Source organism: Streptomyces sp. NPDC052701, from assembly GCF_040678355.1.
GTDB lineage: Bacteria > Actinomycetota > Actinomycetes > Streptomycetales > Streptomycetaceae > Streptomyces.
Genome location: NZ_JBFATO010000011.1, coordinates 75,600 through 101,183, shown reverse-complemented (window position 1 = coordinate 101,183; position 25,584 = coordinate 75,600). Strand labels below are relative to the sequence as shown.

General features: G+C 68.6%; 26 protein-coding genes and 1 tRNA gene. 10 read left to right on the top strand and 17 right to left on the bottom strand.

The window, feature by feature from the left end:
- Positions 1–218: 218 nt before the first annotated feature.
- Positions 219–683, bottom strand: a complete 465-nt coding sequence (locus tag AB0L29_RS15375; RefSeq protein ID WP_365827209.1) for a RidA family protein — start codon at positions 681–683, stop codon at positions 219–221.
- Positions 680–838, bottom strand: a complete 159-nt coding sequence (locus AB0L29_RS15370; RefSeq protein WP_003991873.1) for a DUF4177 domain-containing protein — start codon at positions 836–838, stop codon at positions 680–682. Before AB0L29_RS15370 ends, AB0L29_RS15375 begins: the two co-directional genes overlap by 4 nt.
- A 106-nt stretch (positions 839–944) precedes the next feature.
- Here AB0L29_RS15370 and AB0L29_RS15365 point away from each other — a divergent pair, with 106 nt between their 5' ends.
- Both AB0L29_RS15365 and AB0L29_RS15360 read left to right on the top strand, forming a co-directional pair.
- Positions 945–1,922 carry an ArsA-related P-loop ATPase gene (locus tag AB0L29_RS15365; RefSeq protein ID WP_365827207.1) on the top strand — a complete coding sequence of 326 codons (978 nt, stop codon included), beginning with the start codon at positions 945–947 and terminating at the stop codon, positions 1,920–1,922.
- A 91-nt stretch (positions 1,923–2,013) separates the two neighbouring features.
- The gene (locus AB0L29_RS15360; RefSeq protein ID WP_365827205.1) at positions 2,014–3,432 is read left to right on the top strand and encodes an ArsA family ATPase; all 1,419 of its coding nucleotides are present in this window, start codon (positions 2,014–2,016) and stop codon (positions 3,430–3,432) included.
- Positions 3,433–3,808: 376 nt separating this feature from the next.
- Here the strand turns inward: AB0L29_RS15360 and wblA are convergent, their stop codons facing one another.
- On the bottom strand, positions 3,809–4,147 hold the full coding sequence (gene wblA / locus AB0L29_RS15355; protein ID WP_189289392.1) for a transcriptional regulator WblA: 339 nt from the start codon (positions 4,145–4,147) through the stop codon (positions 3,809–3,811).
- Between the two features lie 517 nt (positions 4,148–4,664).
- On the opposite strand from wblA, the gene AB0L29_RS15350 reads away from it, so the two are divergent.
- On the top strand, positions 4,665–6,998 hold the full coding sequence (locus AB0L29_RS15350; protein ID WP_365827203.1) for a transglycosylase domain-containing protein: 2,334 nt from the start codon (positions 4,665–4,667) through the stop codon (positions 6,996–6,998).
- A gap of 139 nt (positions 6,999–7,137) precedes the next feature.
- Here the strand turns inward: AB0L29_RS15350 and AB0L29_RS15345 are convergent, their stop codons facing one another.
- Positions 7,138–7,602 (bottom strand): GatB/YqeY domain-containing protein, encoded by a 465-nt coding sequence (locus AB0L29_RS15345; RefSeq protein ID WP_365827201.1) that lies wholly within the window; start codon positions 7,600–7,602, stop codon positions 7,138–7,140.
- 143 nt (positions 7,603–7,745) lie between these two features.
- Here AB0L29_RS15345 and AB0L29_RS15340 point away from each other — a divergent pair, with 143 nt between their 5' ends.
- From AB0L29_RS15340 to AB0L29_RS15330, 3 genes are all read left to right on the top strand, one after another.
- Complete coding sequence (locus AB0L29_RS15340) at positions 7,746–8,687, top strand: metallophosphoesterase (protein WP_365827199.1); 942 nt, start codon at positions 7,746–7,748, stop codon at positions 8,685–8,687.
- A gap of 115 nt (positions 8,688–8,802) precedes the next feature.
- Positions 8,803–9,591 (top strand): Pr6Pr family membrane protein, encoded by a 789-nt coding sequence (locus AB0L29_RS15335; RefSeq protein ID WP_365827197.1) that lies wholly within the window; start codon positions 8,803–8,805, stop codon positions 9,589–9,591.
- A gap of 34 nt (positions 9,592–9,625) precedes the next feature.
- A tRNA-Pro gene (locus AB0L29_RS15330) sits at positions 9,626–9,699 on the top strand.
- 95 nt (positions 9,700–9,794) lie between these two features.
- Here AB0L29_RS15330 and AB0L29_RS15325 read toward each other — a convergent pair.
- From AB0L29_RS15325 to AB0L29_RS15265, 13 genes are all read right to left on the bottom strand, one after another.
- Positions 9,795–10,964, bottom strand: a complete 1,170-nt coding sequence (locus AB0L29_RS15325; RefSeq protein WP_365827195.1) for a tyrosine-type recombinase/integrase — start codon at positions 10,962–10,964, stop codon at positions 9,795–9,797.
- A complete protein-coding gene (locus tag AB0L29_RS15320) occupies positions 10,964–11,146 on the bottom strand; it encodes a helix-turn-helix domain-containing protein (protein WP_085572666.1) in 183 nt (60 codons plus the stop codon). The genes AB0L29_RS15325 and AB0L29_RS15320 overlap by 1 nt, the downstream gene beginning before the upstream one ends.
- Positions 11,136–12,485, bottom strand: a complete 1,350-nt coding sequence (locus AB0L29_RS15315; RefSeq protein ID WP_365827193.1) for a replication initiator — start codon at positions 12,483–12,485, stop codon at positions 11,136–11,138. Before AB0L29_RS15315 ends, AB0L29_RS15320 begins: the two co-directional genes overlap by 11 nt.
- A gap of 102 nt (positions 12,486–12,587) precedes the next feature.
- On the bottom strand, positions 12,588–12,893 hold the full coding sequence (locus AB0L29_RS15310) for a SpdD-like protein (RefSeq protein WP_365827191.1): 306 nt from the start codon (positions 12,891–12,893) through the stop codon (positions 12,588–12,590).
- A gap of 20 nt (positions 12,894–12,913) precedes the next feature.
- Positions 12,914–13,069, bottom strand: a complete 156-nt coding sequence (locus AB0L29_RS15305) for a hypothetical protein (RefSeq protein ID WP_365827189.1) — start codon at positions 13,067–13,069, stop codon at positions 12,914–12,916.
- Between the two features lie 15 nt (positions 13,070–13,084).
- Positions 13,085–13,264, bottom strand: a complete 180-nt coding sequence (locus AB0L29_RS15300) for a mobile element transfer protein (protein ID WP_365827187.1) — start codon at positions 13,262–13,264, stop codon at positions 13,085–13,087.
- 13 nt (positions 13,265–13,277) lie between these two features.
- On the bottom strand, positions 13,278–14,003 hold the full coding sequence (locus AB0L29_RS15295) for a DUF2637 domain-containing protein (RefSeq protein WP_365827185.1): 726 nt from the start codon (positions 14,001–14,003) through the stop codon (positions 13,278–13,280).
- 93 nt (positions 14,004–14,096) lie between these two features.
- On the bottom strand, positions 14,097–15,464 hold the full coding sequence (locus AB0L29_RS15290; protein ID WP_365827183.1) for an FtsK/SpoIIIE domain-containing protein: 1,368 nt from the start codon (positions 15,462–15,464) through the stop codon (positions 14,097–14,099).
- 5 nt (positions 15,465–15,469) lie between these two features.
- A complete protein-coding gene (locus AB0L29_RS15285; RefSeq protein WP_365827181.1) occupies positions 15,470–15,817 on the bottom strand; it encodes a hypothetical protein in 348 nt (115 codons plus the stop codon).
- 184 nt (positions 15,818–16,001) lie between these two features.
- Complete coding sequence (locus AB0L29_RS15280; RefSeq protein ID WP_365827179.1) at positions 16,002–16,823, bottom strand: integrase; 822 nt, start codon at positions 16,821–16,823, stop codon at positions 16,002–16,004.
- Positions 16,820–17,671, bottom strand: a complete 852-nt coding sequence (locus tag AB0L29_RS15275) for a sigma-70 family RNA polymerase sigma factor (protein WP_365827177.1) — start codon at positions 17,669–17,671, stop codon at positions 16,820–16,822. Before AB0L29_RS15275 ends, AB0L29_RS15280 begins: the two co-directional genes overlap by 4 nt.
- 175 nt (positions 17,672–17,846) lie before the next feature.
- Positions 17,847–18,236 carry an ATP-binding protein gene (locus AB0L29_RS15270; RefSeq protein ID WP_365827381.1) on the bottom strand — a complete coding sequence of 130 codons (390 nt, stop codon included), beginning with the start codon at positions 18,234–18,236 and terminating at the stop codon, positions 17,847–17,849.
- A gap of 103 nt (positions 18,237–18,339) precedes the next feature.
- On the bottom strand, positions 18,340–19,191 hold the full coding sequence (locus tag AB0L29_RS15265) for a helix-turn-helix transcriptional regulator (RefSeq protein ID WP_365827379.1): 852 nt from the start codon (positions 19,189–19,191) through the stop codon (positions 18,340–18,342).
- A gap of 656 nt (positions 19,192–19,847) precedes the next feature.
- Here AB0L29_RS15265 and AB0L29_RS15260 point away from each other — a divergent pair.
- From AB0L29_RS15260 to AB0L29_RS15245, 4 genes are all read left to right on the top strand, one after another.
- Positions 19,848–20,570 (top strand): hypothetical protein, encoded by a 723-nt coding sequence (locus AB0L29_RS15260; protein WP_365827175.1) that lies wholly within the window; start codon positions 19,848–19,850, stop codon positions 20,568–20,570.
- 1,161 nt (positions 20,571–21,731) lie between these two features.
- A complete protein-coding gene (locus tag AB0L29_RS15255; protein WP_365827173.1) occupies positions 21,732–22,937 on the top strand; it encodes a DUF262 domain-containing protein in 1,206 nt (401 codons plus the stop codon).
- A gap of 140 nt (positions 22,938–23,077) precedes the next feature.
- A complete protein-coding gene (locus AB0L29_RS15250) occupies positions 23,078–23,638 on the top strand; it encodes a hypothetical protein (RefSeq protein WP_365827171.1) in 561 nt (186 codons plus the stop codon).
- A 12-nt stretch (positions 23,639–23,650) separates the two neighbouring features.
- Positions 23,651–25,045, top strand: a complete 1,395-nt coding sequence (locus AB0L29_RS15245) for a YDG/SRA domain-containing protein (protein ID WP_365827169.1) — start codon at positions 23,651–23,653, stop codon at positions 25,043–25,045.
- Positions 25,046–25,584: the final 539 nt, after the last annotated feature.

Sequence of the window (25,584 nt, the reverse complement as noted above, 5' to 3'; positions counted from 1 at the left end):
AGGCTATCCCGTGGCGCGCGGATGTTCGAGAGGTACCCGTGGGCCAGGACCTGTCGTCGAACTCCCGTCGCCCGCCGGAGGGCGGGCCCGGCGGCGCCGGGTGCGTGCTCCCGGCGTGCCGGGCGCCGGCCCCGTACCGGATGTGCCCGGGTCCGCGCCCGGCGCGGCGAGGGTGTGTGCGGGGCGGCGCGGGGCAGGCGGGAGCCCGACGGCAGGGCCTAGGCGAGCTCCACCTGGATCTCGACCTCCACCGGCGCGTCCAGCGGCAGCACCGCGACGCCCACCGCGCTGCGCGCGTGCACGCCCTTGTCGCCCAGGACCGCGCCCAGCAGCTCGCTCGCGCCGTTGAGGACCGCGGGCTGGCCCGTGAAGTCGGCGGCGGAGGCCACGAAGCCGACCACCTTCACCACGCGCGCGATGCGGTCCAGGTCGCCGGCGACGGACTTCACGGCGGCCAGGGCGTTCAGCGCGCAGGTGCGCGCCAGCTCCTTGGCCTCCTCCGGGGTGACCTCCGCGCCGACCTTGCCGGTGACCGGAAGCTTGCCGTCCACCATCGGCAGCTGGCCCGCGGTGTAGACGTACGGACCGGACTGCACGGCCGGCTGGTAGGCGGCGAGCGGCGGGACGACCTCGGGCAGGCTCAGGCCGAGCTCGGCCAGCTTCGCCTCGACCGCGCCCCTCACTGCTTCTCCCGCTTCAGGTAGGCCACGAGCTGCTCGGGGTTGTTCGGCCCGGGAACGACCTGGACGAGCTCCCAGCCGTCCTCGCCCCAGGTGTCCAGGATCTGCTTCGTGGCGTGGACGAGCAGCGGAACGGTTGCGTATTCCCACTTGGTCATGCGGCCGACTCTAGCCCCTGCCCGAGGGGGGCCGGATGGCCGACCACGCCCCCGTTGTCCACAGCCTCACGCCCGGTCCGCGGCCGGACTGGTTACGCTCGAAGACGTGAGCAGGCTCCAGGTCGTCAGTGGCAAGGGCGGAACCGGCAAGACCACGGTGGCCGCGGCCCTCGCGCTGGCCTTGGCCACGGAGGGGAAGCGGACGCTTCTCATCGAGGTCGAGGGCCGCCAGGGCATCGCGCAGCTCTTCGAAACGGAGGCGCTGCCTTATGAGGAGCGCAAGATCGCCGTCGCTCCGGGGGGCGGGGAGGTGTACGCCCTGGCCATCGACCCCGAACTGGCGCTGCTGGACTACCTCCAGATGTTCTACAAGCTGGGGGGCGCCGGACGGGCCCTGAAGAAGCTCGGCGCCATAGACTTCGCCACCACCATCGCGCCGGGGCTCAGGGACGTCCTGCTGACCGGAAAGGCGTGCGAGGCGGTCCGGCGCAAGGACAGGACCGGGCGGTTCGTCTACGACTACGTCGTCATGGACGCGCCGCCGACCGGACGCATCACCCGCTTCCTCAACGTCAACGACGAGGTCGCCGGGCTCGCCAGGATCGGGCCGATCCACAATCAGGCGCAGGCCGTGATGCGGGTGCTGAAGTCGCCGGAGACGGCCGTGCACCTGGTGACGCTGCTGGAGGAGATGCCCGTCCAGGAGACCGCGGACGGCATCGCCGAGCTGCGGGCGGCGCGGCTGCCGGTGGGGCGGATCATCGTGAACATGGTGCGGCCCGGGATGCTGGACGCGGCCGACCTGGAACTCGTGCGGACGGTCCCGCGTTCCTCCGTCGCGCGGGCGCTGTCGGCGGCCGGGCTCGGCGGGGCGCGGCGCGGCGGGCACGCCGAGCGGCTGGTGGACCCGCTGCTCGCGCAGGCCGAGGAGTACGCCGAGCGCCACACGCTGGAGCAGGAACAGCGGGCCGTGCTGGGCGAGCTGGGCCTGCCGACGCACGAACTGCCGCTGCTCGCCGACGGCATGGACCTCGCGGGGCTGTACGAGACGGCCCGCGAGCTGCGCGAGCAGGGGGTGTCATGAACCGGCGAGCGAGGCCGGCCGCGCACGGGCGGGCGCGGCCCGCCGGGAGCCGCCGGGCAAGGCCTGGCACGAGTGGGAAGCAGGGGATGTCATGAGTCGTCCGGACCCGGCGCACACGCCCGACCCGGCCCGTCACCGCCTCGCCCCCATGCGCGTGCTCGACCTCGATCCCCTCATCGAGGACCCGCGGACCCGGATCGTGGTGTGCTGCGGCTCCGGCGGGGTCGGCAAGACGACGACGGCGGCGGCCCTGGGCCTGCGCGCGGCCGAGCGGGGCCGCAAGGTGGTGGTCCTCACCATCGACCCGGCCCGCCGGCTCGCCCAGTCCATGGGCATCGACTCGCTGGACAACACGCCGCGCCGGGTGAAGGGCATCGACGACTCCGCGGGCGGCGAGCTGCACGCGATGATGCTCGACATGAAGCGCACCTTCGACGAGATCGTCGAGGCGCACGCGGACCCGGAGCGGGCGGCCGCGATCCTGGGCAACCCCTTCTACCAGTCGCTCTCGGCGGGCTTCGCGGGCACGCAGGAGTACATGGCGATGGAGAAGCTGGGCCAGCTGCGGGCCCGCGACGAGTGGGACCTGATCGTGGTCGACACGCCGCCGTCCCGTTCCGCCCTCGACTTCCTGGACGCGCCCAAGCGGCTCGGCTCGTTCCTGGACGGCAAGCTGATCCGCGTCCTGCTGGCCCCGGCGAAGGTCGGCGGCCGCGCGGGCATGAAGTTCCTCAACGTCGGCATGTCGATGATGACCGGCGTGCTGGGCAAGGTGCTCGGCGGTCAGCTGCTGAAGGACGTCCAGACCTTCGTGGCCGCGATGGACTCCCTGTTCGGCGGGTTCCGGACCCGCGCGGACGCGACGTACAAGCTGCTCCAGGCGCCCGGTACGGCGTTCCTGGTGGTCGCCGCCCCGGAGCGGGACGCGCTGCGCGAGGCCGCGTACTTCGTGGAACGCCTGGCCGCCGAGAAGATGCCGCTGGCCGGTCTGGTACTCAACCGGGTCCACGGCAGCGGCGCCGCCGGGCTGTCGGCCGAGCGGGCGCTGGCCGCCGCGGAAAATCTTGAGGACTCCCGCATTGTGGATCAGAAGGACGGGAAAGCTGGATTTCGTAACTCCCCCGACACGTACGACAGTTCAGCCTCGCCCTCATCCGGCGCACCGGATCCCGACGGTGGCTCCCCCGCCGTGACGGACCCGGCCGCGGCGGCCGACGTGAACACCGGCGCCGACGCGGAGGACGCGAACGCCGACGCCGCCGGCGCGGAGCGGTCCGCCGACGCCGACGTCGACCGGCTCACCGCCGGCCTGTTGAGACTGCACGCCGAGCGGATGCATCTGCTCGCCCGCGAGCAGCGCACGCGTGACCGCTTCACCGCGCTCCACCCCGAGGTGGCGGTGGCGGAAGTGGCCGCGCTCCCCGGCGACGTGCACGACCTCGCGGGACTGCGGGACATCGGCAACCGGCTCGCGGCCAACCGGCCGGAGCTCCCCCAGACGGGCGTCTGAGGAGCGCGGGCGGCGCCCGGGGAGTACCCGTGCGGCGCGACGGCTGGAGTCCTGGCGGGCCGGGGGCGTCCGGGAGACCGGGTGCGCCCGGAAGGAGGTGGGGGAAGGCCCCGGAAAGGGTCGGTCCCGCAGGCAGGTGCTGTCCGCCGCGCAGTCCCGCGGGCGCTGCCGCACGAGGAGGGCGGCTCGCGGGCGAACCCACACGACCTCTAGCAGGCAAGCCAACACGACCCCTCGCAGGCGAGCCCACGCAACCCCTCGCGGGCGGACCCGCTCGAGAAGAAACCCGCAGGAGACCCACGGAGTGCCCCGGACAGGCCCGGAGAAGGTCCGGAAAGGGCCCCGGAAGGCCCCGGCACGGACCGGCCGGGCCCCCTCAGCTCACCGCCGCGTAGTTCTCGTACACCTCGTCGTCGTTGAGCGGCACGACACCGGTGCCCCGCTCGTACTCCGTACGCGCGGTCTCCAGGAGACGGCGCCAGGAGGTGACGGTCGGCCGCCGGCGCAGCAGCGCGCGGCGCTCCCGCTCCGTCATGCCTCCCCACACGCCGAACTCGACGCGGTTGTCCAGCGCGTCGGCCAGGCACTCCGTGCGCACCGGGCATCCGGTGCACACCGCCTTGGCCCTGTTCTGCGCTGCTCCTTGAACGAACAGTTCATCCGGATCGGTAGTGCGGCAGGCCGCCTGCGCACTCCAGTCGGTTACCCAGCCCATACCGGCGCCGTCCTCTCCCGAATCGAGGCTCCCCCACGGCGGCAGCGGCATATTCACCGCCGCCAGTTGAGGACGTTACGGAAGGTGGGCACAGCGCAACACCCCCAGCGGGCCCAATCTTGAATGGTCCGAACGGACTATGGGTAAGCGGCAGATCACCCGGGGGAGTGAGCTGGCGACATATGCGTCGATCCCGGCAAACCAGGACAGTTAAGTTGCGCCACAACGGACGCCGGATGACACACAAGGCGGATTCGGACACGCATTCATCAAAAAAGTCGTGTGTCATCCGGAACGCTTCGGCGTCACCGGACGTATGGATACGTGACCTCACCGCCGTGACAGTTGAGAGCAGCTTAGGCCAATGCCTGTGCGCCTGTCCGGCGAACGGGAACGCGGCCGCCGGAGTTTGCCGTGCCGTCACCGGGGGCGGCCGGCGGGGCCCGTGGGCGGCCCCGCACCCCTGGAGGGAGGACGCTCCCTCCGTTCCGCCGTCTCCACGGATTAGGCTGCCCTCATGCCAAAGAAGCGCTCGGGCGGTGGCCTGTCCCCCGCACAGCAGGCCGCGAAGTTCCTCGGTGTCAGTGTGCTCTCGGGAGCCGTGCTGGCCGGCATCGCGCTGCCGGCCGTCGGCGTCCTGGGGCTGGCGGCGAAGGGATCGGTCGAGAGCTTCGACGAGCTCCCCGCCAATCTGAAGACCCCGCCGCTGAGCCAGCGCACCACGATCCTCGACGCCGACGGCGGCGCGATCGCCACGGTCTACTCGCGCGACCGCACGGTGGTCGGCCTCAAGGACGTCTCGCCGTACATGCAGAAGGCGATCGTCGCGATCGAGGACTCGCGCTTCTACCAGCACGGCGCGGTGGACCTGAAGGGCGTGCTGCGCGCGCTCAACCGCAATGCGCAGAGCGGCGGGGTCGCCGAGGGCGCCTCCACGCTCACGCAGCAGTACGTGAAGAACGTCTTCGTGGAGGAGGCCGGCGACGACCCGACGAAGGTCGCGCAGGCCACCCAGCAGACCCTCGGCCGCAAGATCCGCGAACTGAAGTACGCGATCCAGGTCGAGGAGGAGCTCGGCAAGAAGAAGATCCTCGAGAACTACCTGAACATCACGTTCTTCGGCCAGCAGGCCTACGGCGTCGAGGCCGCGGCCCAGCGCTACTTCTCCAAGCCGGCCAAGGAGCTGAACCTGCAGGAGTCGGCCCTGCTGGCGGGCATCGTCCAGTCGCCCAGCCGCTACGACCCGGTCAACGACGAGGCGGAGGCCACCAGGCGGCGCAACGTCGTGCTGCAGCGCATGGCCGAGGTCGGCGACATCTCCCGGGCGGAGGCCGACGAGGCGCAGCGAAAGCCGCTCGGCCTGAAGGTCAGCAAGCCGAAGAACGGCTGCATCACTGCGGTCAAGGGCGCCGGCTTCTTCTGCGACTACGTGCGCGAGGTCTTCCTGAACGACCCGGTCTTCGGCAAGACCAAGGAGGCCCGCGCCAAGGTCTGGAACCAGGGCGGCCTCACCGTCCGCACGACCCTGGACCCGCAGGCCCAGAAGTCGGCCCAGGAGTCGATCAAGAACCACGTCTACAAGAGCGACGACGTCGCCACCGCCGCGACCGTCGTCGAGCCCGGCACCGGCAAGATCCTCGCCATGGGCCAGTCGCGTCCGTACGGCTTCAGGAAGAACGAGACGCAGATCAACCTCTCCGTCGACCAGAGCATGGGCGGCGGCCTCGGCTACCAGCCCGGCTCGACGTTCAAGCCGATCGTGGCCGCCGCGGCCATCGAGAACGGCATGCCGCCGACGAAGGTCTACGCCTCGCCGTACCAGATGCAGTACCCGAGCCCGGTCCAGGCCTGTGACGGCAAGATCTGGAAGAACGACCCGGTCAGCCCCGCCAAACTGGAGAACGAGAACGAGTCCGAGGTCGGCCCGTACGGCATGAAGGAGGCGACCGCCAAGTCGGTCAACACCTACTTCGTGCAGCTGATCAGCGACATCGGCATCTGCCCGGTGACGACGATGGCGAAGAAGATGGGCGTCGAGCGGGCGGACGGCCGGAAGATGGACCAGGCTCCCTCCATCGCGCTGGGCACCCAGGAGATGTCCCCGCTGACCATGGCGAACGCGTACGCGACCTTCGCCGCGCGCGGCATGTACTGCACGCCGATCGCCATCGAGTCGGTCAGCCAGCGCATCGGCGACACGTCGAAGTCGCTGCCGGTCCCGAAGTCGACCTGCTCGCGCGCGATGTCCGAGACCACCGCGGACACCGTCAACACGCTGCTCAGGGGCGTCGTCGAGGACGGCACGGGCCAGCAGGCGGGCCTCGGCGGCCGGCCGAGCGCCGGCAAGACCGGTACGACCGACGAGCGCTTCGCGGCCTGGTTCGTGGGCTACACGCCGAACATGGCCGGCGCCGTCTGGGTCGGCGACCCGGCGCACAAGCGGAAGATGATCGGCATCAGCATCGGCGGCCAGTGGCACGACAGGGTGTTCGGCGGCCAGGTCCCCGGCCCGATCTGGCGCGACATGATGTCCGGCGCGCTGGAGGGCAAGCCCGCCCCCGACTTCAACCTCGTCCACATCCCCGACGGCGGCGACCGCGACCGCGACCGCGGCGACGGGAACGGCGACGGCCGCGGTGACGGCCGCGGTGACGGCGACGGGAACAACGGCGACGACGGGAACGACGGCGACGACGGCGGCTTCATCGGCGGCCTGATCGGCGGCGGCACCGGCGGCGGGACCGACGGCGGGACCGACGGCGCCTTCCCGAGGCCCTCCTTCTCCCTCCCGGAGAACTTCTTCCAGGGACAGGGCAACGGCGGCAACGGGAACGGGGGCGGACGCGGCTGACCCGCGGACCCCGGGAACGGCACCGGCCCCTTCTTCCGTACGGCCGTACGGAAGAAGGGGCCGTTCGGCGCGGGGCCGGCCGCCGTGCCGGGCCGCCCGGCGTCCGGGGCCGGCCGACGTCCGGGGCCGGCGGCGCGGGTCAGCCGGCCAGCAGCTTCTTGACCGCGGCGGCGACGCGGCCGCCCTCGGCCTGCCCGGCCACCTTCGGGTTCACGATCTTCATGACCGCGCCCATGGCGCGCGGCCCCTCGGCACCGGCCGCCTTCGCCTCCTGCACCGCCTGGGCGACGATCGCGTCCAGCTCCTCGTCCGACAGCTGCTTGGGCAGGTACGCGGCGAGCACCTCGCCCTCCGCCTTCTCCCGCTCGGCCTGCTCGCCGCGACCGCCCTGCGCGAAGGCGTCCGCGGCCTCGCGCCGCTTCTTCGCCTCGCGGGTGATCACCTTCAGGACCTCGTCGTCGGAGAGCTCGCGCTTCTCCTTGCCCGCGACCTCCTCCTTGGTGATCGCGGCGAGCGTCAGCCGGAGCGTCGAGGAGCGGAGCTCGTCGCGCTCCTTGATCGCGGCGTTGAGGTCTTCCTGCAGCTTCGACTTGAGCGTGGTCATGCGGTCGATTGTCGCAGGTGCGGGAGGAAGGACGCCCGCAGATTTAACGGGCGTGGCCGCATGCCCCGGTTCCGGCGGCCACGGAAGCGGGCGGTGGGGGACCGCCGGGCACGGGCACCGTGACGGTCTGACACGATGGGCGTATGCGCGCGCGATACGGAGTGCCCCTGGGAATCGCGGCGGCTGGTGCCGCCGGTCTGTTGTACGCGGCGGGCTTCGAGGCCCGCTTCTTCCGCCTCCGCCGGGTCACCGTCCCGGTCCTGCCCTCCGGAATGCGGCCCCTGCGCGTGTTGCAGGTCTCGGACATCCACATGGTCGGCGGCCAGCGCAAGAAGCAGCGCTGGCTGCGCTCGCTGGCGGGCCTGCGCCCCGACTTCGTGATCAACACGGGCGACAACCTCTCCGACCCCGAGGGCGTGCCGGAGGTCCTGGACGCGCTCGGCCCCCTGATGGAGTTCCCGGGCGCGTACGTCTTCGGCTCCAACGACTACTACGGCCCCAAGCTGCGCAACCCCGCCCGCTACCTGGTCGAGAAGGTGCAGGGACGCCACGGCCTGAACGGCAACCCGCCGGCCGTGGGCGTGGTCCACAACCCGTGGGAGGACCTGCGCGACGGCTTCGACGCGGCGGGCTGGCTGAACCTGACGAACACGCGGGGCACGCTGAAGATCGACGGCGTGTCGGTCGAGCTGACGGGCCTGGACGACCCGCACATCAAGCGGGACCGGTACGCCGAGGTGGCGGGCGGCCCGTCGGGCACGGCCGACTTCGCGATGGGCGTCGTCCACGCCCCCTACCTGCGCGTCCTGGACGACTTCACGGCCGACGCCTATCCGCTGATCCTGGCCGGCCACACCCACGGCGGCCAGCTCTGCATCCCCTTCTACGGCGCCCTGGTCACCAACTGCGACCTGGACACGGACCGTGTGAAGGGCCTGTCCACGCACACGGCGCGGGGCCGCACCTCCTACCTCCACGTGTCGGCGGGCTGCGGCACGAACCGGTACACCCCGGTACGGTTCGCGTGCCCGCCGGAGGCGACCTTGCTGACGCTGGTGGGACGGGAGCAGCGGGGCGACCGGTAAGGCGCCGGCAGCGCCACCGGCACCGGCAGCCACCCGGCGTCTCACCCGAGGCGCCGGGTAACCCACACGGCCCGCCCGCATCGCCCGATATGTGCGTTCTGCCTAGCGTGAGGGCATGACCGCCCCGATACCCAGGGACATCCCGGGCCTCCCCGCGATTCCACGCCCGCACACGCTGCTGCCCGCCCCCGTCCCCGCGGCGGCCGTGATGACGCCCGTACGCCGGCCCCTGACCGCCGTCCTGCGCCTGCTGACCGCCCTGACGGCGGCCACGGCCGTGGCGGTCGAACTGCTCCTGGACAGCCCGGCCCGGGTCCTGAGCGACTTCGCGGTCCAGAGCGCCCTCCTGCTGGCCCTGGTCCTCGCCGTCGCGGCCCGCCGCTCCTGGACGGCCCGGCGCCCGCTGCCGGAAGCGCTGACCGGGGCGGCCCTGCTCTACGCGGTGATCAGCGGTCTGGTCCACCACCTGCTGCTGGCCAACCCGGCGAGCCCCTTCGCCGTGGCCGGCCGGGCCGCCGCCGACCCGGCGTGGTCGATGACGGTCGCCCAGCACATCCTGCACACGGCCGTCCCGGTCGCGGCCGTACTGGACTGGCTCCTGCTGTCGGCCCCCGGCCGCCTGCACCTGCGCCAGGCCAGCACCTGGCTGCTGTACCCGATGGCCTACCTGGCCTTCTCCCTGGCCCGCGGCGAACTGCTCCTCCCCGGCGCCCCGGACCGCTACCTCTACCCCTTCCTGGACGCCGGCCGGCACGGCTACAAGGTCGTCCTCGGCAACGCCCTCCTCCTGGGCCTCTCCTTCTACGCCCTGGCCGTCCTCCTCGTGGCCCTGGACCACGCCCGCCCGAACCCCGTCCGCCACCGCTCGAAAACCGGATTTCGTCTCCAGCCACCAGTGGGCTAAAGTAAACGACGTCGCCGCGACAAGCGGCGACGATCGGGGTGTAGCGCAGCTTGGCAGCGCGCTTCGTTCGGGACGAAGAGGTCGTGGGTTCAAATCCCGCCACCCCGACAGAGAAACACCAGGTGAGGCACCTACTGAATTCAGTAGGTGCCTCACCTGTTTGGTCTGCGTGTCTATCTGCGTGACTACCGGCTCCCGCGTGTCTACGGCCGTTGTGGATCAGCGCCGAAGATCCCGTCCATGACCACGGCGCCGGTCTGGATCACGGGCCGGATCTGCTTCCGGTAGACCTCCTCGGTCACGGCCGTCCCGGAGTGCCCGACGAGCCGGGAGATCACTTCCAGCGGGACGCCGCGGTCGGACAGCAGGGACACGAAGCTGTGCCGGAGCTCCCGGGGCGTCCACTCGTCGGCGTTGATCCCGTCGATGCCCTTGAGCGCCTGGCGGAAGGCGCGGCGGACGTTGGCCGCGTCCAGCGGCTTGCCCACGGCCGAGGAGAAGACGAGCCCGTGTTCCTCCCACTTGTCGCCGGCCGCCAGCCGATCCCAGCCCTGATCCTCGAACTGCTGCCAGAGGGCTTCGACGCAGCGTGCAGGCAGAGCGAGCGTGCGCCGGGACTTCCGGGTCTTGGTGTCCCCGCCCCGCCGGACCGAGCGCCACACCGCGATGTGCGGAGGCTGCGGCGGGTCCGCGTCCGGCTTGCCCTTGAGGAAGACGTGGTCCCAGGTGAGCGCCCGCAGCTCCTCGGTACGAGCACCGGTCAGCAGGGCCACGACGATGTACGCGTACATCGAGGTCCCCTCGGCACCCTTGAGCACGGCCTCGGCCTGAGCGAAGGTGAGCGCCTTGGAGGGGCGCCCTGCTTGCCCCTGGGGCACCGAGCACAGCTCGACGACGTTGCGCTTCACCTTGTCCCGGGCCATGGCCCGCTTGACCGCGCGGTTGAGGCACGAGTGGATCGCCTGGAGGGTGCGCGTGCTGAGCGTCTTCGCCTTGGCGGCCAGCCAGCGGTCTACGTCCTCCGCGCTCAGGTCGCGGAGCTTGCGGGCACCGAGCGACGGAATGACGTGCTTCTGGCTCAGGAGCGTGGTGGTCTCGACGGTGCTGGGGTCAAGGCCCGCCAAGCCGTATGTGAGCCAGTCCGTCACCGCGTCCTTGACCGTGTAGTTGGTGGGCGCGATGGCGAGGCCGTCCTCGTGGTCCCGCAACACCTCCTTGAGCTTGTTCTTGGCCTCCGTCTTGGTCTTGCCGCTCCCCCGCTTGACGATCCGTTTGCCGCTCGGATCGAACCCGAGGTTCGCCGTGGCGATCCACCGTTGCCGTCTCTCGTCCCAGTGCAGGCCGCCGTCACCGCGGCTCCGACGCTTGGTCATCAGGCCGCCCGCTCCATCTGCTCCGCGATGAAGTCGCCCAGGGCGGAAGCCGGGATACGCCGGCACCGGCCGATGGTGACCGAGGGCAGCCGTCGCGTACGGATCAGGTCGTACACCGTGGACCGACCGAGCCTCAGACGGGCCATCACCTCGGCAACGGTGAGCAGTTCGTCATCGTGCACGGTCGGGCTCTCCTTCTGTGTCATGGGAAGCGGGGTGCGAGGACGCGAAGAGGGCTTCTGCGTCCGTGAGACCGGTGCCGGCGAAGACCCAGTGGGAAAGGACGAGCACGGTGTCCGGGTCAGGCAGTGGGTGGCCGGCCTCGGCCGCGCGTGCGCGGGTCAGGGCTTCGTTGTGGTCGGCGCGTTCCTGGCGGAGGGCGCCGAGGGTGACGGAGTAGGCGCGGGACTTGGTGGAGAAGTGGCCGCGGAAGCCGAGCATGTGGGCCCACTTGCGCAGGCGTAGTTCTTCGAGTTCGGGCAGGGCGCCGAGGTGCCAGCAGGTGAGGATCATGCGCCGGGCGTGGTCGGTGACGCCGGTGCCGATCAGGTCGGTGATCGGGTTGCGGATGGGGCGGTCGAGGGTGCCCGCGGTCTCGGCGCCCTTGGTGGCGTACTTGGCGATGTAGGCGGCCACGGCGCGGCTGGACAGTTCCGAGGTGCCCGCGAAGTCGGCCGAGCGGATGGGGCGGATGTCGAGCTGTTCGCCGAAGCGGAAGGCGTACGCACGACCGTCGAGGACCGGGCCGGGTGCCTCGACGAGCCGGGCCGCGGAGCGGATCGCGTCGGTGAGCAGTTCCGTGGTGGCCCAGGCCGGCGGAGCGTCCTCGGCACCCTCCGGGCCGTCGAGACGGATCACGGCGTGGAAGTGGACGGCGCCGCGCCGCTGGTACTCGGCGACCTTGGCGTAGGAGACCTTGAGGCAGTGGCGCAGTGCCGAGCGGCTGATGCCCGCGCGGGAGGCGAGGTGCTGGCGCAGGTAGGTGGTGAAGCGGCCCCACAGCGCCCCGGCGTGTGCGTTCCACAGGACGGCCGCGCGGTAGTCGTAGCGGTCCGGGTCCAGGGGCGTGCCGAGGGCGGGATCGTCGTCCGGGTGGAGGCATCCGCAGCAGCACCGGCCGCCGCCGGGGCGGTTGTGGACGGGGCCGAAGGAGGGGGCGGTGAAGGTGGCGAAGACGCGCGGGTGTTCGGCGACCGCCGGGCCGATGCCCTTGCCGCCGCTCAGGCCGGCCGTGACGAGGTGGAACGTGTCCTTGCGGTACACCTCGGCGCAGGCGGCGCACCGGGTGGCCCGGCGGTTGTTGCAGCGGATGAGCAGCTGTCCGGCGGGAAGGTCGCGGTCGGCGATCTCCCGGACGATCTCACCGGTTGCGGCGTGGACGTCGAGCCGGTGGCCCTCCATCCGTACGGGCCGCTCGCAGCCGCCGAGACGCTGGATCTGCCGTGCGTAGGAGCTGAGGTCGCCGTGCCGGGCAAGGGCCGCCAGCTGGCGGATGGCTCCGGACGGAGCCGCAGGGCGCATGTGCGGGTTCCTCCTTGTGTGGGTGGAAGTCCGGGCACCCCACCCGACTTGTCAAGGGGACTAGACAGCGCGAGCAAGTCGGGTGGGGAGAAGCCGGTGAAGTCAGCGGCTGTTGAGAACGGAGCGGACGACGACGGCGCAGACGGCGACGGAGGCAGCGGTGACGGCGACGGCGAAGAGCATGGAGACCAGGACGGCGCCGACGACCAGGGCCGCGGCGGTGCCGCCGCCGACGAGGGCGAGCGCGGTGCCAGAAGTGAGTCGGATGGCCGGACGAGCCGGCGCCGGGACGGCGGGGGCCGGGTGCGGAGTCTGAGAGGCCGGGACGGTGGCGGTCGGTTCGGTGGCGGTGAGCGGGGAAACCAGGCCGGTGGGCTGCGGCATGGTCGGGATCTTCGGCCGGAACATGAGCGTTCTCCCTTCGCGGATCACTTGACGACGGTGGCGATGACGGGGGCCAGCAGGCTGTCGGCGAGGAGGTAGCCGCCGAGGAGCAGCACGGCGATGAGCCACCAGGGCGGGCGGATGAGCTTGACGCCCAGGACCCCGACGACGAGCAGGGCGAGCCAGAGGGGGACGTCCATGGCGGTGTTCTCCTGTCAGGCGGAGCAGCGGTGGGTACGGGCGGCGAGTTCGGCGGCGGCGCGGTTGTCGTACTCGGCGGAGAAGTCGCAGCGGGGCGCGGTGCAGGCGGCCAGGTGCCGGTTGCGGCCGCGGTCGACGTACGAGGCGACGTTGACGGGGCCGATGCGGCGGACATTGCGAAAGCGCCGGTGCATGGTGGGGCTCCTCTCAGAGGTGTGCGGCGACGGACGCGGTCATGGACGGGGGCAGGCCGAGCCGGGTACGTACGGCGTCGGGGTCGGCGGGGCGGCCGGTGGTCGATCGGTGTTCCTCGGCCAGAGCCCGGACACGGTCGACGAGAGCGGGCGGAAGGGCGACGGCGGGAGCGGGCGTCGCGGCGGGAGCGGTGACCGGTTCGGGGGCGGCGGGTTCGGGGGCGGCGGGTTCGGGGGCGGGTACCGGTTCGGCGGACGGAGCCGGGAGGACGTGACGGTCGGCCTTGTCGACGGCGACCGGAGCAGCGTGCGGTTCCGCGTCCGTGTCCGTGTCGGTCATCGGTGCGGACGGCGCTTGGGGGCCGTGCGGTGCGTGGGCCAGCAGGGTTCCGCCGAAGAAGGCGACGGCGGGCCAGCCGGCCACCACGACGCGGAGCCAGGCGGGTACGTGGTCCAGGTCGAGGAGCCCGGCGGTGGCGACGTTGGCGCCGAGGGAGGCAGCCAGAGCTACCAGGAACCACAGCCGTGGTCCCCCGGCCGGGTGTCCGGTGCGTTGCCGGTCGCGCATCCGGCGCCAGGCGGCGACCAGCAGCAGGTCGACGCTGACCGGGTAGGCCCATGCCTTCCAGCCGCCCTGTCCGGCCGCTTGGGCGAGGTCGTGCAGGTGGGAGAAGGACAGGGCCCCGGCGATGACCGCCTGTACGAGCACGGCGTCTACGCGGGCCAGGTGGGCGCGCATCGGCTCTGGTTCCTTCCGGTTTCAGGCATGCGGGAGGTAGGGACGTGGCGTGAGGCGGTCACGCCGGCCATGGGAGGAGCGGGGACGAGGCGGCTACTCGGTCACCGGGCGAGCGGTGGGCGCGGCAGCGGCGGGAGGGACCGACCCGGCGGCCTCCACGGCGACGGCCGGCCGGAAGGGGTCGAGCCGGGGCAGTTCCGGCACCAGGGCGGAGGTGTCGCGGCAGACGGCCGCCGCGTCGTCGAGGGTGAGGTGCGGCGAGCGGACGCGGGTCCAGCCGCCGGAGGAGTCGCCGACGACGGCGACGCCGGGCCGTTCGGCCGGGATGGAGGTGGCGGCCAGGGCCGCCTCGGGGGCGATGTCGGCCAGCGCCATGTTCGCCGACGACTCGTCGTTGACGCGGTGGCAGACCCGGCCGGTCAGCTGAGCACGCAACATGGTCGCGCCCTTGCCGAGTTCGGAGCCGAAGCGCTGCCCGCACACCTCCAGGTAGATGCCGGCCGCGCGGCCGAGCTGGGCAAGGCGGATGAGCTTGGTGACCATGGCGTCCCGCCGCTTCTCGTCGTCCTTGCTCGCGGCGAGGAAGAGTTCGGCCACCTCGTCCACGACGACCACGACCGGCACCGGCCGCACGTCGTCCGGCAGACCCCACACGTCCGAGGTCAGCGCGGTGTCCGTACCGGCCCCACCGCCGAGGCCGATGAGGCGGAACCGCGCCTCCATCTCGGCCAGCAAGGCGTCGAGGAGGTCGTTCGCCCGGTCCGGGGTGTCGGCGAGCGCCGACAACCGGGGCGCGAACGGGGCCAGTTCGACGCCCCACTTGCAGTCGATGCCGACGAGTACGACCGGTTGGCGGGCCAGGCCGCACAGCAGGTTGCGCAGGTACACGGACTTGCCGGACTGCGTGGCGCCGAGGATCAGTTCGTGCGGCACGGTGCGGAAGTCCCGTACGTGCCATCGTCCGTCCTCCCGTAGTGCCAGTGGCAGGGAGAGGGGGCCGGTTCCCAGCGCGCGCCTGGCGGGCCGCACCTCGGCGAGCACGTCCCAGCCGATCAGGCGCAGTTCGAGCCGTCCCGGCTTGGTCGGACGGACGTGCACTGCGTGGACGCCCCAGGCGTGCCGCAGCCGGTCGGCCGAGGCGGTGAAGTCCTCGGGCGCCTGGCCGGCCGCCATGCGCAGCCGTATCACGAGCCCGGACCCGGTCGGCAGCGGCAGCGAACGGCGGGGCGGTACGGGTGCCGCCTGCCGTCCCATCATCCGGGCCGTGGCCCGGCGCACGGCCGAGGCGGGGACCGTCAGGCCGCAGGCGTCCATGGTCGCCCGGTACGAGACGAGCACCCGCAGCGCGACGACCGGGTATCCGGCCAGCCACCAGAACAGGACCGGCAGCCGACGGCGCAGTACCAGCAGCGCGGCCGCCGTCAGCAGGACCGGTAAGAACGTCCGGACGACATCGGCCATGGTGATCAGACCTCCGCCGGGGCCGGGGCGCTGACCATGACGGCGTCGGCCCGGTAGGCGATGCCGTGGCGGGTGCGCCCGCCGAACTCGCTCTCCCAGGGCCGGGCGACGAGGCCGGACAGGATGACCGGGGCGCCCATCACCAGTCCCTCGCCGATGCCCTTCTCGGGAACGGTGACCTTGATCATGTCGGAGCCGCCGGCCGCGATGAACACCAGCTCCAGCACCATGAGCCGCTGGTTGGTCGCCGGGTCCACGGCGACCTCTCCGGTCTGCCGGTCCCTCACCTTGACCTCGGGCAGCTTGGTGACGAGGAGCGTCGCGGCCGAGGTGTCCACGGGGATGACACGCATTCTCTGAACCTCACAAGGTCGGCAACGTCTGTTGATCGACGCCGCTTCAGGTTGGATACCCCCCTAGACAGCACAAAGGAGGGGCGCCCCCATCTGTCTAGGGGGGTTGACGGAAACCGTAACCCGACACCCCGTCAACTGTCTAGGGGGGTATACGGGTATGTCCCAGGAGCCGTGAGAGGCGCTACGGGAGGACCCAGTGAAGGGCGGTCGCGTCGTCGTGCGCCTTGCCACGGGGCCAGCGCCGACCGTCGAGGTCGCCGGCCTCCGCCTCCCGTACACGCCGGATCAGCTCATCCGGCCCGGAGGTGTCGAGGATGGTCAAGGCCTCGCGCCAGTCGGCGAGTTCGAAGCGGTCGACGAGCCGCGTCGCGCCGTCGCTCAGCAACGTGACGGACGCCAGGGCATCCAGCGGGACCTTCCCCGTCAGGGCGTGCTCGGCCGCCCGCGGATCGGGACCGGCGATCCAGAAGCCACCCGGCCGGTTGCGGAGTCCGGCCAGCGCATCCCGGTACTCGGCCAGCGCGGCGGAGTGTTCGGGTGAGCCTGTGGGCAGTGCGTCGACCGGCCCGCGCAGCCGCCTGCCGACCTCGTCCAGGCGCCGGTCGGTGACGACGTCCGTCGTCCCGTCCTTGCCGGCGAGGAGGAGGGAGGAGTCACCGAGCACGAGGTACTCCAGGACTCCCCCGCCTACCCGGGCGGCGACGACCGTACTGGTCGGGCCGGCCCGGTAAGCAAGGTCGCAACCGTCCTCGTGCAGGGACCGGACGACGCCGATCGAGTCGGCCAGGCAGTCGGCGAGCGGCCGGGCGGGTTGCGCCGCGATGCTGCGCAGCAGCAGGCCGCCCAGCGTTCCGGAGAACCAGGCGACGCCGTGGCTGCATCCGGTCTCGGCCCCGCTCACGCCGGCGCCGTCGAGCAGGACGGCCGCCCCCGGACCGGCGGCGGCGAAGTCCTCGTTCTCCCGCTCAGGCTTGGCGGGCCGGGAGGCAAGGGTGATCCTCACGCCGTCGTTTCCTCGTCGTGCCGGTAGAGGGGGCAGAGCAGTTCGACGGACTGCGGTTCGCTGGTCTCGGGGTCGTACTCGACTCCCACCAGCGTGGAGAACCGGTGCTCCCCCACCTGCCCCCACAGCGTGTTGAGGTCGGAGGAGAGCAACTGGACGACGCCGAGGGAGCCTTGCGTGTGGATGCCGGCGATGGCGAGCAGCGAGCCCCTGCCGTCCGGGCGGGACAGCCTGCCGAGGTATCCGACGTCGTACGGACGGGCCGGATCACTGTCCTGTCCGGACCGGTGCACCACCCCGGTACGCCGGTCCACCACCGTCCAGGGCCCGTCCTCCGCACGCTCCCAGTGCAGCACGGGATCCTGCGCGTACGTCTCCCACATCTCCTGGGACATGCGTGGCCCGCAGACCACGACCAGGCCGTCCCGGTTGAGGTCGATCTCACCGCTCACCGGCACGTGCTCCGAGATGACGTCGAGCCCGTACGACCGCGCCAGGTCCTCCAGGCGCTTGCCGGAGCTGACGTCGTCCACGGCGACGACCGTCCGCCCGCGCTCGTCGTCGCGCCGCAGCGGAGTGGCGACGGTGACGGCGCCCCTGCCGAGGAAGGCGCCCTCCGGGGCGGGACCGGTGTGCCGGATCTGATGGATCCGCCCGCGGCTCAGGCCGGCCTTCGCCGCGATCTGCGCGTACGACAGCCCCTGCGCGTGGAGGTCCTGCACCACGCGCCGGCGGAGGCGAGCCAGTTCGGTCACCTCCTGCTGCGCGTCGGCCAACCTGTTGGTGACCTCGCGCAGGAGCAGGTACGGATCGTCGATCGCCATGATGCGCTGCAGCTCGTCCGACATGACCTCACCTCCTAGCAGTACCCAGGAGTCTAGGGCCCTAGACGGTAGAGGCGGCAGGCGCCGTCCCGAGCGGACGCCGATCACGTAGAACCTGGCCCGCCGCCGGGGCACGCCCCGAGGGCTCACTCCTCACCGCCCACGAGGCCGCCGCGGGCCGCCGTCGAGCGCGGCGGGGTCACATGCCCTCCCGCGCCAGGTCGGCCCACACGCTGCGCCCGTCGGGCCAGTTCTTCACGCCCCAGTCCTTGGCGCAGGCGGCGATCAACAGCAGCCCGCGGCCGCCTTCTTCCTGACCGGTCACGTCGCACAGGTGCGGTACGCGGTCGCCACCCTGGTCGACCACCTCGATCCGTACAAGGTCGTCACCGAAGCCGACGACCACCAGGAACCATCCACCGGCCGAGCCGCTCAGTGTGTGCCGTACCGCGTTGGTCGCCAGTTCACTGACGATCAGGACTGCATCGTCGACCGGGCCCTGCTCGGCGAGCAGGGCGGCGACGAAGTGACGGGCCTGGGGCACCTGCTCGGCCAGGCCGGGGAAGGCACGGCACCATTTGGCGCGCATCCGCATGGAAGACTCCTCATCTTTGTCTAGGGGGCTAGACAACACAGCGGCAGAGTATTCCTGCGATCGGCGAGGAAGCTAGGCATCTTGAGGAATTATTCCTCTAGAGGGTGACAGTGCCTCCCAAGTCGCGGAACTCCCTCATCACCCGCAACAGCAGCTCCCGCACCTCGTCACCGAAGACCGCGGCCCGCTCGAAGCGAGCGAACATCTCCTCGTACGCAGCCAGCTCGGCGGGGTCCACCGACACCCGCTCACTGCCGAACGTCTCGATCACGACGGCTCGTCTGTCGCACAAGGTGAACCCGTGCCGAGGCAGGAGCGGCACCGGCCGACGCCACGGGATGACCCCGAGCCGTACGGTGCTCAGGCTCTCGACGGCCAGCAGCCGGTCGAACTGGGCGAGCATCAGCGCGGGACTGCCCGGCCAGGTCCGCAACACGGCCTCCGTCAGCACAAAGACCGACTCCCGCCCCGGCTCGTAGAGCACGCTCTGCCGCTCCACACGGGCAGCGACAGCCCGGCCGACCGCCTCGGGAGTCGTCTTCGGCTTACTCTCGAAGACGTGCCGGGCGTACTCCGCACTCTGGAGCATGGCCGGCAGGACAACGCACTGGAACGAACGCACGAGCCGAGCCGACCTGACGGCCTCGTCCAGGACCGACCCATCAGAAGTGTCGTCGGCGGATGCCTGAACGGAGCCCGCGGCAGCTTCCACGGCGGCCAGCAGATCACGCACCTCGCGAGCGGTCGAGTCGTCGAGGCCGAGGGCACCTGAGAGCCGGTCGAGCACGTCGAGGCTCGGAACCATGCGCCCGTTCTCGACCTTGGAAACGGTCGGCTGCCCCACACCGGCCCGCTGCGCCAACACGGCACCCGTCAGGCCGGCTTCCCTACGCAGCTCCCGAAGACGCGCCCCCAGCGCCTTCATCCGCTCCTGCCGCTCGCTCCCCATACCCAGGGTTCTACACCACAGAGCAGCAGCGATCAGGTGCACGATGCTCGACAAGCACCGGCAGCCCGAGCGTGATTCAAACTTTCTCTACTGGTTCAAGTGCCCGCGCACGGCGCGGGCGCGCGCCGCCTCTGCGGCGCGGCCTGCCTCCTGTCTGCGCCCCGGCTGGCCGCGCCCGGCGGCGCGCTGGCGAGCTGCGGGCATGGTGGTGGAAGACACCCTCTGTGGCTGGGGCGGTCGGCTCCACGGCTTTAGGCAGCCACTTTGGGGCGAGCCTCTAAGATCATGGCCCCAACGTCGTGCTTTAACGGGCAGGTCCACAGACTGCCCGACTCGCCGGAAGCTTACGGGGCCATGATCACTCGCCCCAAAGCAGCTCCAGCCCAAAGCCGTTCCTCCGACCTAAGTTGATCGCCTCGATCTACCGTGGGCAAGCCTCGATGAGGCATCCTTCTCCAGCAAGGCCGTCCGTGACGGTCACGGCCTCAGCAGTCACCAACGACAAGACTGGAATGCGCGTGAGCGAGCTCCTTTACCCAGAATACCGAAACTACGTCGACACACGGGTAGTCGTGAACAACGCAATGACGGCACTTCTTGCGGGTTCACGGCTAGGGGCCCACACTCTGCAGCTAACGTCAGGGTCACAAAGAACATTGAGCGAGTTGTTTCCGGCTGTAGAACACATCAATCGCTTCAATTTGCGCAGTGACGTTGCCCGTTCACTTCTCAATAATGCCGACCATCATCTAGCCTCCGTAGCTCTCCCTTACGCTCTGGCTACTCACGAAGACTTCGTGATGGCAAGCATCAACCTACTGCGCAATGAGGGGATACCCATCCAAGCAGGTGGAAAGCCCATCAAAGCATGGAACATGCACACGGCGCTCTTCGACTCAGCGCAGCATCCCCGCCCGACCGACTGGCTTGAGAGCTTTGATCTTCTGCGCGAGATCAGGAATTGCCTGGCCCATGCAGGAGGAAAGGCGCAGACTCGTCTCACCGACCACATCGCGGCGATGGGAAATACTTCCATCACAGGTTGGCAGCGACTTAACCGCCAGCACCCAAACGACGTAATCCAGGCTGGCGCAGTAAAGCTGATTGCGGAACACATCTTCACCGCATTCGCCGTCACCAAGCATCTCGGCCGCGAGATTAACGCAGCATTGACAGCAGCGCTTCCTGGGGCGTCGTGGGCCCGCATTGCCGTCGAAGACTTTCACAGCACGACATCGAAATTGAGGAATTCGTCAGCATGGCGTCGCGGTTTGGTCGGATACGCTCGCGTCAACTACGGAAAAGCGAAGCTAACAGAAAATGAACTCGAACAAGCAGCGCGATCTCTCAACTACTGGACCTTGACCAGATGGGAATAGTGACTGTGGTCCAGAGGAGGAAAATAGGGGGCTCTTCCTATTGAGCTACATCCGACTAGGTCGGAGCCGGGACTCGAACCCGGGTCTCCCGTCTTTCTGTGGAAGTCCTGGTCATGAACCATCGGAAGCCGAAACTTCAGATTTCCTGGCGTCAGGGTAGCACACTCGCCGCGCCTCGCGGTCGACGAACTGACGTGCAGAGCCTCGGACTCAGAGCGGCCGGGCGAGCGACCCCAGTCGCCAGGCAACCCAAGCTGTTCAGCTCACCCAGCATGCGGGCACGCACGAGCGCCCTCCCGGGCCGTCCTGGGGCCGTGGAAGGACGCTCGTTGGTAACCAACGCTGACAACTGCCGACAGCTGCGCCGCAGTTCAGAGCGGTGATCGAGTAAACGGCCGCAGGTCACGGCCGCCCGTGATCAGTTGTGGCTGCGCAGCAGCGCAGCGCGTCATCATGAAACATGGGGATTGATCTGGAGCTGCACTCGTCACGGCCGGCACGCAACAGCTGACGCAAGTCCCGCGCAACGCTCCTGCGGAGCTCCTACGGGCACGGCGACGCACTCGCCGATGCACTCGGATCGCTCCAACTCCTCCGAGTACCCGGAAGGCTCACCGCCGTCGATCCGTACGGGGACACGTTAATGAACGAGCAGGAGGCCACGGCCGCCCTCCAGGAGATCCACGGCTTGAGGCCTAGTTGCGCTGATGAGCGTCAGCTCGCTGCTGCGTGACAACGCCGACGGACAGCGGCGGGCAACCGCGCACACCCGCGGACCGTCGCAGCAGGTGAGAGTGGCACAGCCCCGAGGTCGAGGGCGCACCCAAGTTGCTTCAGGAAGAAGAGGTCGCCCCGTCGAGGTGCACCGCATGACCAACAAGGTCTCACCCACATCGACTGGCACTGGCCCGTAGCCCGGAACGACCGAGCAGAGACGGGTCAACTCATGCCGGCCTCGCCAGCACAACACTTGTCTGGCCGGCTGAGGACGAGTCGACATTGCGGAGCAGCCAGCGGCCGGGGTGTCGGTAGCCCGGTGCCCCAGCAGTCCCACCCAGTGGAGTTGACCAACTCCTCGTGCTGACAATGCCTCAGAGACTACGCTGATCTTGTCCGAGGCATGGCGCCCACGACGTAGCACATAGAAGGTGATTCGCCGACATGACAGATGATGCCCGCGAGGAAGAGCCGCTGCCTGACTACGACCTGGAGGATGAAGAGTCCGACGAAGAAGAGGACTCCGAGGAGAAGATCTTTCGCGACATCACCACTTACACAGTTGACTGGACGTCGACAACTGTCATGGAGCGAATGCTTAAGGGAGCCATCGACGTCTCACCGCCTTATCAGCGTCATCCCGTATGGAACCAGCAGAAGATCTGGAGATTCCTGGAGTCCTTGATGCTGGGGATTCCCGTGCCGCAACTTGTCCTAGCCACCAAACGAGGAGCCAAGGGCAAGTTCGTTGTCCTCGATGGGAAGCAGCGTCTACTCGCTATTAAGTTTGCGGCAGACCTTAACAGCGCTCCGACTTCACGCAAATTCCCTAAGCTCGAAATCCTTAGCGACTTTCAAGGGAAGAACCTGGAGCAAGTTCTCGCCGACGATAATCTAGCCGAATATTGGGAGAACTTGCTTGTTCAGCCCATCAGGACTGTCGTGGTCCAAGGGTACTCGGATGATCGCGCATTGCATTCAATCTTCCATCGTCTCAACCAAAATAGCGTCAGCCTTTCCTCCCACGAACTCAGGCGGGCGCTCAACTTTAGCCCATTCATGGATTGGCTCGACCATTTTTCGGCCGACTCAATTCAGGTACGTCGAGCTCGACGCATCCCCCATGCCGATTTCCGTATGCGAGACGCGGAGATGGTACTGCGGCACTTTGCCTTCGCCCGTCGCTTCGGTTCTTATCGGGGAAATCTGCGAGCCTTTCTAGACGAGGAAGCAAAATCGGGTGGAAAGCATTGGTCATCACTAGAGTCGAACTATGCAGCGATGGGCAACGAATTGAACGCCGCTATTGATGCCTCGTTCGATATCTTTGGAGCCCATTCCTTTTTTAGGTTTACACCCAACGGCTACATCAAGCGCTTCAACGCACCGTTGTTCGACGTAATGACGGCAAGCCTACGCGTTCCAGAGATCAGGCGCGCATGTTACGCGTCTGATCATCTGCAGCTCAAGCGCTCAATGGAAGAACTTTGCGTTCTTTCCCCCTTCGCGCAATACGTCACCTCCACGACCAAGTCGACAGAGGCAGTCAGAGGACGCTTTCAACTGTGGTCCAAGATGATTGGAGCCACAACGAGCTTGGATGAGGGATATGTCCTCGACGCAATGACCGGTGGACAATGGCAAGCGTAACAAGACGCCTCAAGAGGCTTATTGCTCGCGAGTCAACTCTCCGAGACCACCTTCTTGGCCCCTCGATGACATGGAACTCTAGCCAAGGCCTCCCACCTAGTGCTGTAGAAGAGGATAGAGCACTCGCGTACCGAGTGCTCATGCACGCAGAGTTAGAACGGTACTTCGAAGACTCTCTCCTCTGCTCGGTTCGCAGCAGTCTCCATATTTTCAATAACTGCAACGGGGCAATCACCGTGCCTGCGGCCGCTGCTGTGATTCATCACCAGTCGAAACTTTTTTTCGACGGCAAGAACGGCGCAACCTCTTTCTACCTAAGCAAGAGTCGCATTATGCAAGACATGCCCGTGCGTCTCGAAGCAGCGATTGCAGCCATCGAGTCTGGAGTCGTTGGAGGGAATAACGGAATCAAGAAGCACGACATCCGGAAGCTTGTCGGTTGGATCGGAATCGACATATCGGAAATTGATCCAACGTTGGTAGCGGCCTTGGAAATCTTCGGATCAGAACGAGGGGATGCCGCCCATCTAAGCCGACGAGAGATTTGGCGTCGATACCACCGGGGCACATCGGGAGGAAACCAACCTCGCGTCCGTCGCCTACCCGCACCTTCTGACGAGGTGACGGCAGTTAACGCGGTTCTAAAACTGCTCTCGGGCTTCGATCAGTTGATTCAACATCGCATGAGGCAGCTCATCTAAGAAGGAGGCGTTGTGCTGCAGCAAGATGGCGTGGAGGAACTCTGTGCTGCGGTAGAGGCATTGCGGGTGGATCATTCCACGGGGCTGCCGGCGCGACATCAGCCGATCACGCTGCTGTGGGGGCTCGGCCGTGCCGCCGCCGGGCACCCGAGGTTGGTGCCATGGGCCGATGCGCGCAAGGAGTTGCGCCGCCTACTGAGCAAGTACGGTCGCCCGGGTTCGGATCCCTCACCGGAGTATCCGTTCGTAGCCCTCAGCCGATCCCCGCTGTGGGAGCTTGATGGTGTGATCGGCGAGGTGCCGCAGGCGCGTGGTTCGAAGCTTCGGCAATGGCTCACCGCTCAGAACCCACGCGGTGGCTTGCGTGACAAGGTCTACAGCACAATGGCTGCGAACCCGGCGGCGCGCCACAGAGTGGTCGACGCGCTTCTACTCCGCTTCTTCGACGGCGAAGATCCCTCGCTGCTATTGCAGGACTGCCGACTGACCGACCCAGTTTTCGATGGGTTCGGAGCCGTGCCTGGCGTAGACGTGGGCCAGCCCTTTACAGACCGGCGAGCACTGGCAGCCGCGCGTGTCCATCGACCTAACCAGTCCGGCATCTGCGGCACTGCGGAACAGGGTGCGGAATCCATCGTAGTCTCGGGCGGCTACGAGGATGACGAGGACTACGGAGATGTGATCGTCTACACCGGCCAAGGTGGACGTGACCCCGACACCGGCCGACAAATCCGTGACCAGGAGCTCACCCGAGGCAACGCTGCCTTGGTCACCAGTCTGACAACCGGTACACCGGTGCGCGTAGTCCGTGGCGCCGGCGGTGAGCCGAAGTACTCGCCAACGACTGGATTGCGCTACGACGGACTTTTCCGAGTCGAGGACTATTGGGCCGAGCACGGACGCTCCGGCTATCTGGTGTGGCGCTACCGGCTCACCCAGCTTCCCCAGACAGCAGCGGCGTCGCAGCCGACCATGCCAGCTCCCCGTGAGCCGGAGGGCCGGCAAGCCCCTACACGTGCAACAGTTACCACCCAGCGCATCGTACGCAGCACCGCGGTAGCGGACTTCGTCAAACGTACCCATGACTACACCTGCCAGGTCTGCGATATTCGATTGGCTACCCCCACAGGGGCCTACGCGGAGGCCGCCCACATCCAGCCTCTCGGTCGCCCCCACGCCGGCCCCGATATCGCGGCCAACGTTTTGTGCCTATGTCCCAATCACCACGTGCTCTTCGACCTCGGCATGCTGACCATTGGCGACGACTTGACCATCACCAGCCGCGCCGGCGGTTCCCACCGAGAACGACTCCGCGAGGTCGCCACCCATCAAGTCGACCGCGAGTACCTCGCTTACCACCGCACCCGCCACGCCCAACTCCCCGGCGCCAGGGGCCGCAAGGTGTGACTTCGCGCACATCGCCTGGACTGGAATGTGCATTTTGTTGACTTTTGCACCCACCTCACCGGGGACCGAAAACCAGTCTCCGGTCTATGCACCCTTTTGTCCCATGCGGCATGCACATACGGGCAGCTCAGAGCCATCCGGTGGAAATCGCTTCACCGAAGAGCATTCCGTTTTATCCGGTATGCACGTAACGCTCTGGCCGCTAGCCATGGCTCCAGAGCGAAGCCATGATTGCGGCATCTAATCCCCCGCATTCGCCACGTCACCGAGTCGGCAAGCCGCACGTGACGCGGACGAACACAAGACGCCGCGGAGGCATCGACATGAGCGTGACGCAGGTTCATCCCAGTACCCCCACTCCGGCCGTACCTTTCTGGGTAATCACAGTGATCGTCATAGTGATCTTGGTATGGCCGGCTTTCGGTGAGACGACCGGTGCGCTCGCTAACACGCTGTCACTCGTAACGGCTCTAACCACGAGCGGTTACCTTCACAAGAAATCTGACCGCAGAGGCGTCCGAGACGTCCTCGGAAACGAA